The sequence below is a fragment of the Lentzea guizhouensis genome, from assembly GCF_001701025.1.
Taxonomy (GTDB): domain Bacteria; phylum Actinomycetota; class Actinomycetes; order Mycobacteriales; family Pseudonocardiaceae; genus Lentzea; species Lentzea guizhouensis.
Genome location: NZ_CP016793.1, coordinates 1,131,594 through 1,146,839 on the forward strand (window position 1 = coordinate 1,131,594; position 15,246 = coordinate 1,146,839).

The following is a 15,246-nucleotide window of genomic DNA, read 5'->3' on the forward strand; positions in this document are numbered from 1 at the left end:
CGCACAGCCCTCAATTCATCGCCAACGCGATCCGCCTGCGCGCCACCAGCCGCGTGTGGTGCAGATCCGCACTCCCCCCGAACCCCGGCCGCCGCTCGAACCGGTCGTAGCTGCGGGAAAGCAACCAGTGCGCCGCCTCCGGTGGAATCGACTGCAACCGCACCTGCTCCTTCAACCGCACCAGCGTCTCCCCCACCTCCCGCGTCAGAAACGCGTGCCGCGTCAAGCTCCCGCTGATTTCATCGATCATGAAAACCATGGCGTGCGACTCATCGTCATATGCATAACTGCACATCAACGCCAAATATCCCGCGTCGACCGACCGATCCCCGACCCAGCACTCCCCGAACCGGAGCCGCCCGAGATCCCACCGCGGCCGCTCCAACCCCGCGCCGCCTCCCGCGCCCACCCCCCACCCCGCCCGGGCAAAAGGTGCCCCAACGCGGTCAGCAACGCCGCACTCCGCCGACTGGGCCGCTCCGCCAGGTGCTGCACAACGACTTCCCACAACTCCTCGTTGTGCGCAAACGGCCCCGCGAACGCACTCACCCGCAACTCGACCTCCACCGGGTCGCTCAGCTGGGGCAACGCACGCCCGGCGTCCACCACCGCCTGCTGCATCGCGTTGAGCCTCGTCCGCACGGCCGGAGGTTAGCCCGATCGGCGCAACCACAGGCGGTCCTGGCTTCTCGTTTCACCTCATCGTGATCACCGCGCGCAGCCCGTCGACCAGCACCGCACCCGGAACCTCGAACCGCACCCCGCCCTGCGCCGCGATCAACACCGTCGCGGGCTCTTGGAGCGCGTCCACGATCACCGCGAGCTCCACCCCGTGAAACCGCTGCCAGTGCGGCGGCCAGTCCGGCGGCAGCGCCCGCTCCGACGCGAACGCGTCGATCACGTTCCCCCGCAGCACCACGTGCTCCCGCGCCTTCTTCGCCGGATCCGCCGGCAACACCAACTCGGCCGCCAGCACCGCGTCGACGAGCTCCCGCTTCTCCGCCCGCCCGTGCCACACCAGGTACATCAACGACTCGAGGTCGTTCTCGAAGACCAGCTCCTTCGCCCGGTACCGCGGATTCGCCACGTACTCGTCGGTGATCTCCCCGCGCTCGTCCACGAGGTACCGCCCGACCACCGCCTCCGCCACCACCTCGTCGTAGGCGGGATCCACCACGTGCAACCAGTTGCTGGGCACCCGCCGCGCGCGTTCCCGCATCTCCCCCGTCACCAGCGGCTTGATCATGCACGCATTGTGCCGAACCGTGCGCGGAGAGTCGCGACGAATGAGAACATTCGAGACGTGACCGACCCGTACGAGTACCTCGCCACGTTCGAGCAGCGCCTCACCCAGGCCCAGGACCAGGCCAACGCCATCCAGACGGCCTTCCGCGACTCCCGCACCGAAGCCCAAAGCCCCGACGGCTCGGTCATCATCACCGTCGGCTCCGGCGGCCGCATCGAGTCCCTGCAACTCACCCCGCGCGCCGACGACCTGGGCCACACCACCCTGGCCCGCACCATCATGGACACCATCCGCCGCGCCCAGGTCGAAGCCGCCCGCAAGATCGAGACCACCCTCCAGCCCCTGCTCGGCGACGGCGAGGGCATGGCGTTCCTGCGCGAGCAGATCGACCAGGGCATCGCCGTGATCGACCCGGCAGGCACCGTCGAGCCCCCACCCGCACCCGGCCGCCCCGCTCCGCCGCGCGGCGATGACGACGACTTCGGCGGAAACTCGGTGCTGCGATGACCGGCGCCTTCCGCACCCAGGCCGACGCCGTCGCCGCCCACGGCAAGATGCTCGTCGGCCAACTCTCCCCGTCCCTGCAGGAGGCCGCCTCAGCCTCCCAGGTGAGCCTTGGTCCGAACGTCATGGGCGAGCTCTGCCAGATGTGGTCGTTCATCTTCAACGACGAGCTCGACGACGCCAAAGCCCTGCTCGCCTCCCTTCCCAAGGCCTTCGAGGCCACCGGCGACAGCCTCTGCTCGACCGCCGAGACCTACCGGCAGGCGGACGACGGCAACCGGATCGCGTTGGACGGAGTGGACCGATGACGAACCCACTGATCAAGCAGAAGGAGAACGAGCAGAAGTACTACGCCGGCGCCGGCATGTTCGACTCGGCGGAAGACGTGATCAAGCCGTTCGCCGAGGGGAAAGCCGTCGACCCGGTCGCGCTCGGCATCGACTCGGCCGCCTTGGCGATGGACGTGGCCGGATTCCTCACCGACCCGCTCGGCTCGCTGGCGTCGTCCGTGGTCGGGTGGATCATCGAGAACGTCGGCTTCGTCCGCGAGGCGTTCGACAAGCTCATGGGCGACCCGCCCGCCATCGAGGCGGTCGGCACCACCTGGGAGAACATCTCGAAGCGCCTGGCCGACGAGGCGAAGCACTACGAGACGAACGCGAAAACCCTCGAGGGTTGGACCGGGAACGCCGCCGACACGTACCGAACTCGCTGCACCAGTCTCGTCTCCGCACTTCAAGCCTCCTCCGCCGCCGCGGCATCGGCAGCGAACAAGGTCAAGGTCGCCGGCGCCGTCGTGGCCGCCACCCGAGCACTGATCCGCGACCTCCTCGCCGACCTCGCGGGCACCCTGCTCATGTGGGGCATCCCAGCTGCGGCGTCGGCCGTTCCGACCGCGGGTGCCTCGATCGCGGCGTTCATCACCCGCGCGATCACAAAGGCCGTCGAGATCGGGACCAAGATCGCCCGGTTCGTCGCCAAGCTGTTCAAGGCTCTGGAGAAGCTCGGTTCGTTGGCCAAACGGGCAGGAGCGGCCATGCGCAAACAGGCCGACGAGCTCTCGTCGCTGAGCAAGCAGATGCCGAACAGCCCGCACGGCAACCAGCGCGCGGCCGAGCTCGCCTCCGACTCCGCCACCAAGGTGTCCAGGGCCGACTCGCTGGACAACATCGGCGACAGCCTGTCGAACGCCGGCAAGCGCCTGCAGGACGGAGTCGACAGCGCGACGAACAAGGTCGACGACGTCGTGCAGCGCACGAGCCAGAAGGTCGATGACTGGGCGGCGCGGGTGAAGGAGAACGGACCTGCGCGCAAGCAGAAGATCAAGGACTTCTACGACACGATGAACCAACCGCCCCTGACCACGAAGGAACGGAACATGGGTGACCCGAGCACCCAGATGGGCCGCGCCGCCGACCGCATCGACGCGCCGCTGAGCAAAGGCCTGCTGGATGGCCAGAACTGGGTGCGTGCCGTCGCCAGCCGCGACCTCCACCACCTCGTGCCGAACTGGGGTGACCTGGTCCACCCGGCGAAGGAACTCTCCAAGGAGCTGAACAAGGCCGAGGGCGGAGGCCACAAGGACCAGGGAGCAGGCCGATGACCACGCGGGTGATCACCACTGTGCTGCTCTGGCTGGCCATCTTCTACGGCGCGCAGGCCGCTTCACTCGCGTTCGACGGTGAGGCGTCCTCCGGCGGTGAGACCAAGGGCCACGCCCAGGACATCTCGTGCAAGCGCAACCCCTGGGCGTTCGGCCTGCTCTGGTCCTGCGACGCCACCATCGTCGCCAACGACGGCAAGCGCTACGCCTACCACCGCGACAACTCCATCCTGACCCCCGCCGACGTGGGCCGTCAGGTGCCGATGACCACGAACAGCGTCCGGTCGGGGAGGTCCTCGCAAGCGAGCACGGAGTGGGGCTTGGCCGAGCGCAGGGAACCGAACACCGCAGCCGCCGTGCTCTGCGCCATCGGGCTCCTGATCGTCGGCGTCATCATCACGTTCCGCCTGTTTCGCAAGAAGGCCGTGTCGTGAAAGGACACCACCAACGCTGGCTCGCCCTGGCCTGGTCGGGCTCGTGCCTGGTCGGCGCAGCCTTCCTGCTGTTCTACTGGGAGGACTACGGCCCATGGCAGATCACGGCCGCAGTCGTCCTCATCGCCGCCGGCCTCGTCGGCACCGGCATCGCCTGGCAGAACAGCCGCTCGAAACGCACCTCCCCACGCGCCGAGATGCGCCGCCTCCGCGCCGACGCCCCGCGATACGTCGCCGCAGGCCTGCTCGCCCTCACCGCCGCCTACTTCACCCACGGCCTGCTGATCACCGCACGCGCCGACACCTGGCCCCGCGCTGTCGAAGGCACCGGCACCGCCACCTCCTGCGACCGCGACTGGCGCTACCTCACCGCCACCTGGCGCTGCACCGTCGACATCACCGGGAACACCGGCGAGCAGCTCACGCAGACGATGGCCCACTCGCAGTTCACCGACGCGGACCTCGGTCGCCCGAAGCCCGTCACGTTCACCGGTTCCGAGTGGGAGGCCGTGGACCAGCCTCGCGAACACCGGTTCGCCAAGGCGTTGCTGGCCCTGCTGCTGGCCGGCGGCACCGCACTCCTCGCCAAACCGCTCTACGACCTGTCACGCATCCGCGACCTCGAGAACCCCGGCCTGCCGCCGCGTTTCCTGCGAGCCGGCGTGTCCGGCTCACCGGTGCACCGGTCGACGCCCGCTGGGATCCCGCACTCACACCGGCGATGACGCACACCGGCCACTGTGTGGAGGAGGAACCGGTGCTGGACGACCTCCTCGACGACCTGTCGGCCTGATGGCGCCGGGCGGGGCACCCGAACGAGCGATAGACAACCGCTACGGTGGTGCAGGTGACGACGTTTCCGACGGTGCCCGCGGACCTGTTCCGCTTCACCACGGGGCCGAACGCGGAGCTGCACACGGCGGTTCTCCACGCGTTCGGCGAGGCGAACGAGCGCCTTGAGACCGCTCTCACCCTCGACGACGTCCACCACGAGCTGCGCAGGAACCACCGGCCGGTCAGCGACGAGGAGTTGAAGAGCGCCCTCAGGAGTCTGAGGCAGTGGGGGTTGGTCGACACCGTTCAGCACCACGCCACGCACTACACCTCTGCGGACGACTATGAGCGGGAGAACCTCCGGCACGTCCTGACCAGGCGTGGTGAGGCGGCGACGGCGGCCGCCAGGTACGCGCGGAAGATCATCGGCAGCACCGGCGTGCTCGAAGCCGCCCACCTCGACGCCATCGCGGACCGGCTTGAGGAGCTCCGCACGAGCGACGTCCGCACCTACGCGGCGCTTTTGGAGCTCGAGAGTCATCTCGATGCCTTCCAGACCGGCGTCCAGCTGTTCCACGGTGAGCTGAAGCGCGTGCAAACGCAGGATGACGCGAAACGTGAGACCGTTGCTCACTTGCAGACCTTTGTAAGCGACCTCGACGCGCGCAAGGAACGTATTCGGCAGACGCTCGCGCTCATCGACGCAGAAGAAGTGCGCGAACGTGCGCTCAAGAGCGCCCATGTCCGCGATGAGCTGCAGTGGCTGCAACAGCGCAAAGACGCCTGGGCGATGCTCACGGCGTGGTTCGAAGAGCAACGGATCGACGAACTTGAGGACATCGCGCGCACGGTCATTGTCGAGCTGTTGCGCGCGCTCGACCGGATAAGCGAGCAACGGCGCAAGCCCACCAACACTGCCGCCGACTTCCGGGCGCTTGCCAGCTGGTTCGCGCGCACGAACAACGACGACGAGGCGCACGAGCTGTTCAACGCCGCGTTCGGATTGTGGCCGGCCAGGCATGCGCACCTGCAGCACGCGGACGGCGAGCTGATCCCTAGTGCCGAGCCGTGGCACAACACGCCGGCGGTGCCCGTGTCGCCGCAGCTGCGCAGAACCGGCAAACAGGAGCACATCGGCGCGACCGGCAAGGTGCGGGACGTGGAGCAGATCCGCCGGGCGCGCAAGGAGCAGGCGCAGCGCGAGCGGCACGAGCTGGAGCTCGCGTGGCAGCAGTTGCAGACCGACGGGCCCATCAGGATCTCCAGCTTGCAGGAGCTCGACCACGACGCGTTCGACCGGTTGCTCGACCTCGTGGGCAGGGCGCTCGCGGCGTTGCCGGACAGCACCGGGACCCGTGCGGCCTCCACTAGTGACGGGCGGGTGCACATCAGGCTACGCAACGCGCGCGGGTGGGCGAAGATCACCACGCAGCGGGGTACGTTGAGCGGTCCGGACTACGTGATCGAAGTGCAGCGCCGATGAGCAGGACGGGTAACCAGCTCGCGCGGTTGGAGAGCGAGGAGGTGGCGCGTGGCATCAGGATGCTGCTCGCGAGCCCGTTGCTGACCGCCGAGCGCGAGCCCGATGGCTTTGACCTGGTGCGACGTCGCCGCGAGCCGATCACCAAGTGGTTCGACTTCTACTGCGGCTGGCGGCTGCACGTCGAGCCGCGCGCCGGGTACGCGCGGCTCACCAAGACCACGGACCGGCCCGATCCCACCCGGCCTGCCCGCCGGGCGCGGTCGGGAGGGGCGCCGTTCGACCGGCGCCGTTACACGCTGTTGTGCGTGGTGTGCGCGGAGCTGCTGGCCGGGCCGGCGACCACGATCGGTCTGCTCGCGGACCGTGTCCGGCAGACGACGACGGTGGAAGGCATGCCGCCGTTCGACCCCTCGCGCCGTGACGAACGGTCGGCGTTCGTCGACGTCCTGCTGTTCCTGCAGCATCACGGCGCCGTCAAGCCCGTCGACGGCACGACGGAGAGCTTCCTCGACCACCCCGACGCCAAGGTGCTGTACCGGGTCGACGCCACGCTCGTCACCCGGCTGCTCGCCGTACCGACCGCGCCGTCCACAGTGGACGACGTCGGGAGCCTCACCCGCGAGAACCGGTACGACGACAGCTCGACCGCCCAGCGCAACCTGTGGACCAGGCACTCCGTGCTGCGCAGACTGGTCGACGACCCGGTGGTCTACCGCGACGAGCTGACCGACGACCAACGGGCGTTCCTCGCCTCTCCCAGCGGCCGCAAGCTCGTCCACACCGCCGTCGGCATCGCCGGCTGCACGCTGGAGGAGCGCGCCGAGGGGTTCGTGCTGGTCGACGCCGACGCGATCGCGACGGACACGCGGTTCCCCGACGACGACAGCCACGCCAAGGTCGCCGCGCTGATCCTGCTCGACCGGCTCGGGCACGGCGACGCGAGCGAGGACGACCTGGTCGCGGAGACCGACCAGCTGCTGACCCGGTTTCCCAACTGGGCCAAGGCATACCGTTCGGACGGCGGGGCCGCCCGGCTCGCCGACGACGGGCTCGCACTGCTGCGCGCGTTCGGGCTGGCCCGCGTGGACGACGGCAACGTGAGCAGGCTGCCGGCGGCAGCCAGGTACGCGGTCGAGGAGCTGCATGACTGACCGGTGGCAACCCAGCCGCGCCGGCATCATCAACGTCTGGCGCTACTACGACGAGATCTTCACCTTCCACGAGGGCCGGCTGCTGCTCAGAGGCCCGAACGGCACCGGCAAGTCGAAGGCGCTCGAACTGCTGTTGCCGTACCTCTTCGACGCGAACCTGCGCCCGCACCGCCTGTCGACGTTCGGCAGCGCGGACCGCACCATGCACTGGAACCTCATGGGCGAGGGCGTGCACGGCAGCACGCGCGTGGGTTACGTGTGGCTGGAGTTCCAGCAGGGCGAACGCTGGTTCACCTGTGGCGCAAGGCTTCAGGCGACCACGAACACCAACAACGTCACCACGCACTACTTCACCACCGACCAACGCGTCGGTGACCTCGCGCTGGTCAACGAGGCCGGCAGGCCGCTGACGAGCTCCGACCTCGCGACCGCGATCGGCGACCACGGCGCCGTGCACCCGTCTCCTGCCGAATACCGCGACACGGTCCGTACGACGTTGTTCCCCGGAGTGAGCGAACAGCGCTACGACTCGTTGATCACCGCGCTGCTGCAGCTGCGCACGCCGAAGCTGTCCGAGCGGCTCGACCCGAGCGTGCTGTCGACGTTGCTGTCCAAGGCACTTCCGCCGTTGGACGCCGCGGAGCTCGGTGAGATCGCCGAGGGTTTCGAGCTGCTGGACGGGCAACGCGAGGAGCTGCGGCGGCTCGACGAGGAGATCGCCACCGCCGAAGTCCTCGCTTCGCGCCAACGCACCTATGCCCAGCGCGTGCTGCGTGCGGCGGCCACGGCGTTGTCGACCGCCGAAGCCGAACTGGCCGAACGGACCCGTGCCGCCGAGGAGAGCGAGCAGCGCTACGAGCAGCAGGTCGTCTTCGTCGAGCAGAACGCGGACCAGCTCGCCGCGCTGATCGCCGAGGTGAGCGGCGTCGAGGCCGAGATCACCGGCATCACCGAGCTGCCCGGCTACCAGAAGGGCAAGCAGGTCGACCGGCTGCGGCGCCAGCTCGACACCGCGAGCTCCTGGGCCACCGACGCCGCCGCGCACGCCGAGAAGCTGCGCGTCGGTGCCGCCGAGGACGCCGAACTGGCCGCCGCGGCCATGTCCACGGCCGCCGACCGGGCCGAGCACGTCCGCAAGTCCGCCACCGAGGCCGGGCACGCCGCCGAACGCGCCGGGATGCCGTCGGTGTTCGCCGAGCTCGAACGCGGCAGCGACGTGCGCGTGCAACGGCAGCTGCTCGACGCCGCCGTCGACGCCAGGACCGCCCAGGTCGCCGACGTCCGCCGGGTGCTCCTCGCCCACGAGCAGGCCGTGCAGCTGCAGAAGGCCGCGCAGCAGCGGTTGGAGGAGACGCGCGAGGAGCTGGCACAGGCCGAGCAGGCGGAGGCGCAGGCACAACGAGCTCATGAGCAAGCGTTTGCGCGCTTCGCCGAGGAGTTCGCGACGTGGGCCCGTGGCTGCACCGAACTGACGCTGGCCGATCCCACGGAGATCGTGCCTGCCACGGTCGTCGAAGCCGCCGCGCTCGCCCGTGAGGAGTTCAGCCGCGCCGAAGCGACGTTGCACGAAAACCGCAACGCGCTGAACCGTCAACTCTCGCAGTACAACGCCATCCGCGAGAAGCTGGCCAATCAGGTCGATGTGCCCCCTCCGGCTCCATACACACGCGACGTCGACCACCGCACCACCGCTGCGGGCACCCCGCTGTGGCGGCTCGTCGAGTTCTACCCCGACGTGCCGATCCCGGTCCGCGCGGCTGTCGAGGCGGCGCTGGAGGCGTCCGGTCTGCTCGACGCCTGGCTCACGCCGCTCAACTCGTTCGGCCTGGTCGACGAGGACCGCTTCGCCGAACCGCTGCTCGCCGCCCCCGCGCCCGGCCGCACCCTGCTCGACGTCCTGACCAGCGAGGACGAGCGGGCCCGGCGGCTGCTCGAAGGCATCGCGTTCGGCGAGACGGCGACCGGTCACACCGCGGCGATCGGCGCCGACGGCACGTGGCGGCTGGCCACCGTGCACGGCCGCTGGACCAAGCCGGAGCCCGCCTACATCGGTTCGGCCGCGAGGGAACGGGGCCGCGCGCGCCGCATCGCCGAGCTCACCGCGTCGATCGAGGAGCTGGCCACCGACCTGGCCGGCCTGGACGCCGCGCTGTCGTTGCTCGCCGTCCGCCGCGCGACCCTGGCCGGCGAGCTCGCCCGCCAGCCCAGCCACGACCGCTCGAACTGGCCGAGGAGCAGCGCACCAGGCACAGCTGCGTTGTGCCGCGAGGCAGGACGCCGTCGCCGCGCCGGGACCCGGTGCTCCGACGCCGACCTCGCGGTCACCCAGGCCCTGCGCGGTGACCGCGCTGGCCACGACTGCCCACCACCGAGCAGGGCCTCGACGCCGTGCTGGCCGCGGTGTCGGCCTTCCGCACCACCGGCCAGCGCTGGCTGGACGACCGCCTCGACGCCGCGACCGCCGAAGCGCTGGCCGCCGCCGCCGTGGCACGCGCCGCCACCAGCAGCGAACTGGCCGACGAGGCTTCGGAGTCGGCGAGCACCCAGCAGCAGGAGGCCGAGGGCCTCGCGATCGTCCTGGAGACCGTCGAACGCTCCTCCGGCGCCGAGTACCGCGAGCTCGACGAGCGCCTCGTCTCGTTGCGCGCGCAGTCCCGCTCGCTGCTCGACTCCCAGGACACGTTGCGGCACAAGCAAACCTCACTGGCGCGCGTGCTCGGCACGTGGGAGGAACGCCGCAAGACCGACAGCGCCCGCGCCTTCGAGGCCACCACCGTCCGCGACGCCGCCCGCGCCCGCTTCGACCACCTCGCCGGCAGCCACCTCCCGGCGGACGCCCTCGTCTCCACGACGGACGCTTCAGCGCTGGTCGAGGAGCTCGCCGACGTCCCGTTCGAACAACGCCTGATCCGCGACGCCGAAGCCCACCTCAACAACACCGTGCACGACGCCCGCCAGCAACTCGCCGGCCGCGTCGACCTCTCCCTCGAACCCGACGACGACGTCACCGTCCTCACCGCCACGATCAACGGCGTGCGCACCGGCGCCTCCGGCCTGCTGACCACCCTGCGCGCCGACCGCGACCGCATGCTCGCGCACATCGCCGACAGCGAGGGCTCGCTCTTCGACCAGTTCCTCACCGGCGACACCCGCCGCCACCTCGCCCAGCGCATCAGCTCGACCATCGACCTCGTCGACACCATGAACCAGCGCCTGGAACGCGTGCAGACCGCCTCCAACGTGCGCGTACAACTCGTCTGGCAGGTAGACCCGCAGCTGCCTTTGGGCACGCGCGAGGCCCGCGACCTCCTCCTCCGCGACCCCTACGGCCTGTCCGACGACGAACGCGCAATCCTGCACCAGTTCTTCCGCGAGCGCGTAGAGGAAGCACGCGCCCACGGCACCGCGACGGGCTGGGAACAACAACTCGCCCAAGTCCTCGACTACACGACGTGGCACCAGTTCGTCGTCAAGGTCGACCGCGGCGACGGCTGGATCCCGGTCACCAAACGCGTCCACGGCGCGCTGTCCGGCGGCGAGAAGGCCATCGTCCTGCACCTCCCCCTGTTCGCCGCGGCCGCCGCTCACTACCAGGCCACGCCCACCGCACCCCGGCTGATCCTGCTGGACGAGGTGTTCGTCGGTGTCGACGCGACGAACCGGGGACAGCTGCTGGAGCTGCTCGTGGCGTTCGACCTCGACCTCGTGCTCACGTCGGACCACGAGTGGTGCGACTACCAGGAGCTGAGCGGGATCGCGATCCACCAGCTGACGACGGGGACCGACGGGGATGACGCGGTGACGACGGTGCGGTTCACGTGGGACGGGCACAGCCTGAAGCCGGACGAGTCATGAGCCGAGCAACGCCAGCATCGCGCGCTGCTCGTCCGTGACCTCGAACGTCGGGTGCCGTCGCGGGTAGATCTCGGCGGCGTCCCACAACACGGCCCGCACGCTCGACGCGGTGCCGACCTTGCGCCCGCGCGACCGGAGGTCGGCCAGGACCTCCTCCGCGTCGAACAGGTGGACGGCGTCGACGGCCATCGGCCGCGTGGTGCCCCGGGAGCTCGCGGCAGCGGCTTTCGGGCCGGTCAGGACGAGGTACAGGTCCGGCCCTTCCTGACATAGGTCCAGCAACCCCTCGCGCTTGAGGTACCACTTCACGTTCACGGTCCGGCCGTCCGCGAACCGGCCGTCGATGCCCTTGGCCGTGGCGTGCTGCTCCAGCTCGATGCCGAAGACCTGCGCGGCGATCCACTCGCCGAGGTGTCCTTGCAGCGCGGGCCTCCCAATGCACGCGGCGAGCTCCGCGTCGATCAGGTTTCGCTGCCGGATCAGGCCGGCCACCCGCGTCATCGCGTCCACAGCAGGTCCGTCGGTCGTCAGCTCCCCAGCGTTTCCGCCAGCTCCGCCCTCGTCGCGATCCCCAGCTTCCCGTAGGCGTTCGACAGGTGGTTGTCCACCGTCCGCACCGAGATCACCAACGCCTCCGCGATCTCCCTGTTCGTCATCCCCCGTGCCGCCAGCCCGGCGACCTCCCGCTCGCGCCGCGTCAGCTCCGGCGCCGTCATCAGCGCCAACGCCGGCGTCCGCGCCCCCTCGCAGGAGCCGATCAGCCGCCCGAACAGCGCCCGGTCGCCCGACTCCGCGGCCGCTTCCGCCGCGAGCAACACCATCCCGGCGGCCTCGAACTCGGACGCCACCTCCGCCAGCGCCGCGGAGTCCCCGCGCACCAACGCCTCCGCGTGCCGGGCGTACAACGGCACCAGCAGTCCCGTCGTCGTCTCGGCCAGCTCCCGCAACCGCCCGGCCGCCTCACCCGCGTGACCCAGCCGCACCGCCTCGTGCAGCAGCAAGGCCTCGGCAGCGTGTTCGCCGCGGGTCCGCACCTCTGCCGCGGCGTCGAACGGTGACGCACCTCCTGCCCAGATCCGGGCGAGCCACAGCCCGCTGCGGTGCGGCACGAGTCCTTGCGGCACCAGCCTTTCCGCCTCGGCCAGCAGCTCACGTGCGTCGTTGCCCAGCTGGGCCTCCACGCAGGCGAGCACGCACAGCCGCGCGAACGGGCGCGCCGGTCGTGCCTCGCGCAGCAACGACCTGGCCTCCTCCAGCCGGCCGAGCGCCTGGGTGATCGAGCCCAGCGACACCAGCCACGTCGACCGCATGGAGTTCCACTCCGCGCAGCCGGCAAGTGCTTCCCGCGCAAGGCGTTCGGCGCTGAGGAGCTCGCCGTGCGTCGCGAGCACGAACACCTCGGCGGTGCGGACCGTCTCCGTGCCCAGCGGGATGCTCGGCCGCGGTGCGATGAGCGGGAACGGGCCCGCATAACGACCTTGGACCACGTCGACGAGCGCGAGGACCGCGGCTTCCTCCGGGTCGTCGCCGTTGAGGACCGCGCGGACGTCGTCGTACTTGCCCGCGTCGAAGAGCAGGTTCGCCCGCACCGCGCTCATCTCGACCAACGCCGCGGCTTCCTCGCTGCGCCCGAGCCCCCACCCGAGGTTCATCGCACGAACAGCGAGCACCTCGACCGGATCGTCGTCGGTGGCGACCATCGCGAAGACTTCTTCGGCTTCCTCGGGCCTTTCGCTGAAGACCAGTACTTCGGCGAACAACCGCCCGGCCTCCACACCACCACCGACTGACCATGCGGCGCGTGCAAGCCGTTCGGCCAGACTCAGGGAACCCGTCGCGCACGCCAGACGAGCAGCCGTGAGCAGCAGCTCGGAATCATCGGCCGTACCGCTGTCCAGACGCAGCACGGCGACGCGCAACGGGTCGTCCAACACCGACGCCAGATGACGCTGATGGTTGCGCTTGCGCAGAGGAGGGCACTGCGCGCGCAACACCTCGCCGTACAACGGATGCGCGAGCCTCAGCCCGTCATCGGACACAACAACAAGCCCGTCCAACGACTCCGCAGCAGGCAGGTCGAGCGGCTCACCGAACGCGAGCAGCTCCAGCACCCGCCGGTCCTCGTCGGACACGGCCGCGAGGTGTGACTCGATCAGTTCCACCAGCCGTGCGGACAACGGCAGCGGCCCGTCCAACGACCACACACCGTCGTGCGACACCCATTGCGCCGCGAAGTGCATCTCTCGCAGCAGCAACATGTTGCCGGCCGTCGCGGTCCACAACCGTTCGGCCGTGGCGCTCTCCACCGCACCGCCGAGCACCGTTTCGAGCACTTCGACCACGGCGGCGCGGCCGAGTGGTTCGAGTTCGATGCGCGGAAGCAGTTCGTCCTTCCACAGCGCGACGACCGGGTCCGGTGCACGTTCACCCGACCGCAGTGTCGCCACCACCACTGCCTCGCGGTGCGTCACGAGGAGGTGCAGCAAGCCGGCGGACGCGTCATCGAGCAGATGCACGTCGTCCACCACCACGACGCGCCCACGCAACGCTTCCCGTGCGGCGGTCAGCATCACCAACGGCGAGGGGTCCATCGACGGCAAGAGGGGCGCCATCACGCCCAACGGAATTGCCGACATCGCAGCAGTAGCGCGCAGCCTCACGTCGCACGCCACTTCGTCCAACAACCGTGTCTTGCCCACACCGGCCGGCCCCGCCACGATCAGCCCGGTACCGCGCACCGCACGCCGGACCGCGGCCAGCTCGGCGTCCCTCCCCACGAACGGCCACCCCATGGAGCCAGGCTAGGTGATCCGCGCGGCAGAGTTGGGTGGTTGCTTACTCATGCCTCTGAACAGCGCAAACGTCACCATTGCCGCATGAGTTTCTTCACCGATCCCACCCCGTACTTCGACGAGTGGCGCAAACAGGGACCGGCCCCGGTCGAGGCCCCCGACGGCAACCAGGTGTGGATGATCAGCCGGTTCGACGACGTCGTGCAGGCGCTCAACCACCCCGGCCTCAGCAGCGCGATCATCCCGGGCGGGATGATGAACCACACGGATCCACCGGAGCACACACACCTGCGGAAACCCGTCGCGCGCGCGTTCTCCACACGGCGCATGGAGGCACTACGGCCGCGCATCCAGCAGATCACCGACGAGCTGCTGGACGCGTGGGACACCGAGGACGAGGTCGACGTGATCTCCACGTTCGCCTATCCGCTGCCGATCACGGTCATCTGTGAACTGCTCGGAGTGCCCGAAAGGGACAGGGACGAGGTGCGCGGGCTCACCGCGGAGCTCCTCACGATGGAGACCATGGTCGAGGCCTACGGCAGGTTCGCGCTGTACGTGCAGAACCTGCTGGCGACCAAGGAGCCCGGTGACGACGTCATCACCGAGCTCCGCGACGAGCCGAACCTCGTGCAGACGCTCGTGCTGCTCATCACCGCCGGCCACGAGACGACCGTGCAGCTCATCGGCAACGGGCTGCTCGCGCTGCTGCGCGATCCCGTCATGAAGCAGAGGTTGCTCGACGACCCACTGCTGATCCCGGACGCCGTCGAGGAGCTCCTGCGCTACGACCCGCCCCTCGCCGAGGGGGTTTCTCGCACAGCAACCACCGACGTGGTCATCGGAGGTGTCACGATTCCGCGATCTTCGCAGGTCACCGTCTCACTAGGGGCGGCGAACCGGGATCCGTCCCGGTTTCCGGATCCGGACGTGTTGCAGCTGGGTCGAGACCCACACGTCACGTTCGGGCACGGGATCCACTACTGCCTGGGGGCGCGGCTGGCGCGCATCGAGGGCGAGATCGCCTTCGGAACGCTGTTGCGGCGTTTCCCGGAACTCGTGCTCGCCGCTGAGCCCGAGTGGCGGGTGTCATTCATCCGAGGCTTGGCGTCATTTCGCGTGCGACCGAAGCTCTGACGGCTGCTCGGGCCGCCGACAGGTCGTCGACGGCGTAAATCTCCGGACAGGAGGCGATGACGAGGTCCTTGTCCGACGCGACGGTCAGCAAAGAAGCTTTCTCGGTCAACGACTTGGCTTGCCGGACAACTCCCTTGGCATCGACGCGGATCAACGTGACCCACGTCTCTGACCAGGGAAAGTCCGCGACGGCGCTGGATTTCCGCAGGCCTTCCACATCGAACTCGGCAAATCTGGGCATGACCCCAAGATTAGCCACTGAAGGTT

The 15,246-nt window shown here is 69.5% G+C and carries 14 protein-coding genes and 2 pseudogenes; 11 read left to right on the forward strand and 5 right to left on the reverse strand.

The features are described from left to right. Window positions 1–10: 10 nt before the first annotated feature. Together BBK82_RS05780 and BBK82_RS51450 are read right to left on the reverse strand one after the other, a co-directional pair. Window positions 11–250: a hypothetical protein gene (locus BBK82_RS05780; RefSeq protein WP_154697101.1), complete on the reverse strand. Its 240-nt coding sequence runs from the start codon at window positions 248–250 to the stop codon at window positions 11–13. 444 nt (window positions 251–694) lie between these two features. Continuing rightward, window positions 695–1,246, reverse strand: a complete 552-nt coding sequence (locus BBK82_RS51450; RefSeq protein WP_065914073.1) for a hypothetical protein — start codon at window positions 1,244–1,246, stop codon at window positions 695–697. A gap of 57 nt (window positions 1,247–1,303) precedes the next feature. Between BBK82_RS51450 and BBK82_RS51455 the strand changes: the two genes are divergently transcribed. From BBK82_RS51455 to BBK82_RS53795, 10 genes and pseudogenes are all read left to right on the forward strand, one after another. Beyond that, window positions 1,304–1,753, forward strand: a complete 450-nt coding sequence (locus BBK82_RS51455) for a YbaB/EbfC family nucleoid-associated protein (protein WP_065914074.1) — start codon at window positions 1,304–1,306, stop codon at window positions 1,751–1,753. Next, a complete protein-coding gene (locus BBK82_RS05800; protein ID WP_065914075.1) occupies window positions 1,750–2,058 on the forward strand; it encodes a hypothetical protein in 309 nt (102 codons plus the stop codon). The genes BBK82_RS51455 and BBK82_RS05800 overlap by 4 nt, the downstream gene beginning before the upstream one ends. Beyond that, window positions 2,055–3,353, forward strand: a complete 1,299-nt coding sequence (locus BBK82_RS05805) for a hypothetical protein (RefSeq protein WP_065914076.1) — start codon at window positions 2,055–2,057, stop codon at window positions 3,351–3,353. The genes BBK82_RS05800 and BBK82_RS05805 overlap by 4 nt, the downstream gene beginning before the upstream one ends. Then, window positions 3,350–3,787 carry a DUF6346 domain-containing protein gene (locus tag BBK82_RS05810; protein ID WP_065914077.1) on the forward strand — a complete coding sequence of 146 codons (438 nt, stop codon included), beginning with the start codon at window positions 3,350–3,352 and terminating at the stop codon, window positions 3,785–3,787. The genes BBK82_RS05805 and BBK82_RS05810 overlap by 4 nt, the downstream gene beginning before the upstream one ends. Before the next feature lie 197 nt (window positions 3,788–3,984). After that, window positions 3,985–4,248, forward strand: a pseudogene (locus BBK82_RS53780) (hypothetical protein); the annotation flags it as partial. Between the two features lie 38 nt (window positions 4,249–4,286). Further along, on the forward strand, window positions 4,287–4,580 hold the full coding sequence (locus BBK82_RS53785; RefSeq protein ID WP_237048365.1) for a DUF2399 domain-containing protein: 294 nt from the start codon (window positions 4,287–4,289) through the stop codon (window positions 4,578–4,580). A gap of 54 nt (window positions 4,581–4,634) precedes the next feature. Continuing rightward, window positions 4,635–6,044, forward strand: coding sequence for a TIGR02677 family protein (locus tag BBK82_RS05820; protein WP_065920840.1), 1,410 nt, complete (start codon window positions 4,635–4,637; stop codon window positions 6,042–6,044). Continuing rightward, window positions 6,041–7,195 carry a TIGR02678 family protein gene (locus tag BBK82_RS05825; protein WP_065914079.1) on the forward strand — a complete coding sequence of 385 codons (1,155 nt, stop codon included), beginning with the start codon at window positions 6,041–6,043 and terminating at the stop codon, window positions 7,193–7,195. Before BBK82_RS05820 ends, BBK82_RS05825 begins: the two co-directional genes overlap by 4 nt. Continuing rightward, window positions 7,188–10,103 (forward strand): TIGR02680 family protein, encoded by a 2,916-nt coding sequence (locus BBK82_RS53790; protein ID WP_065914080.1) that lies wholly within the window; start codon window positions 7,188–7,190, stop codon window positions 10,101–10,103. The genes BBK82_RS05825 and BBK82_RS53790 overlap by 8 nt, the downstream gene beginning before the upstream one ends. Beyond that, window positions 10,082–11,050: pseudogene (locus BBK82_RS53795) on the forward strand (SbcC/MukB-like Walker B domain-containing protein); the annotation flags it as partial. The gene BBK82_RS53790 and the pseudogene BBK82_RS53795, both read left to right, overlap by 22 nt. Here BBK82_RS53795 and BBK82_RS05835 read toward each other — a convergent pair. Together BBK82_RS05835 and BBK82_RS56075 are read right to left on the reverse strand one after the other, a co-directional pair. Beyond that, window positions 11,045–11,551: a DUF6998 domain-containing protein gene (locus BBK82_RS05835; RefSeq protein ID WP_065920841.1), complete on the reverse strand. Its 507-nt coding sequence runs from the start codon at window positions 11,549–11,551 to the stop codon at window positions 11,045–11,047. The pseudogene BBK82_RS53795 and the gene BBK82_RS05835 overlap by 6 nt on opposite strands. Before the next feature lie 26 nt (window positions 11,552–11,577). Then, complete coding sequence (locus tag BBK82_RS56075) at window positions 11,578–13,842, reverse strand: helix-turn-helix domain-containing protein (RefSeq protein ID WP_065914081.1); 2,265 nt, start codon at window positions 13,840–13,842, stop codon at window positions 11,578–11,580. A gap of 84 nt (window positions 13,843–13,926) precedes the next feature. Here BBK82_RS56075 and BBK82_RS05845 point away from each other — a divergent pair, with 84 nt between their 5' ends. Further along, window positions 13,927–14,979: a cytochrome P450 family protein gene (locus tag BBK82_RS05845; RefSeq protein WP_065914082.1), complete on the forward strand. Its 1,053-nt coding sequence runs from the start codon at window positions 13,927–13,929 to the stop codon at window positions 14,977–14,979. On the opposite strand, the gene BBK82_RS47240 is transcribed toward BBK82_RS05845, so the two are convergent. Next, complete coding sequence (locus BBK82_RS47240) at window positions 14,936–15,220, reverse strand: hypothetical protein (RefSeq protein WP_071812532.1); 285 nt, start codon at window positions 15,218–15,220, stop codon at window positions 14,936–14,938. The two genes, BBK82_RS05845 and BBK82_RS47240, sit on opposite strands and share 44 nt — an antisense overlap. Window positions 15,221–15,246 lie beyond the last annotated feature (26 nt).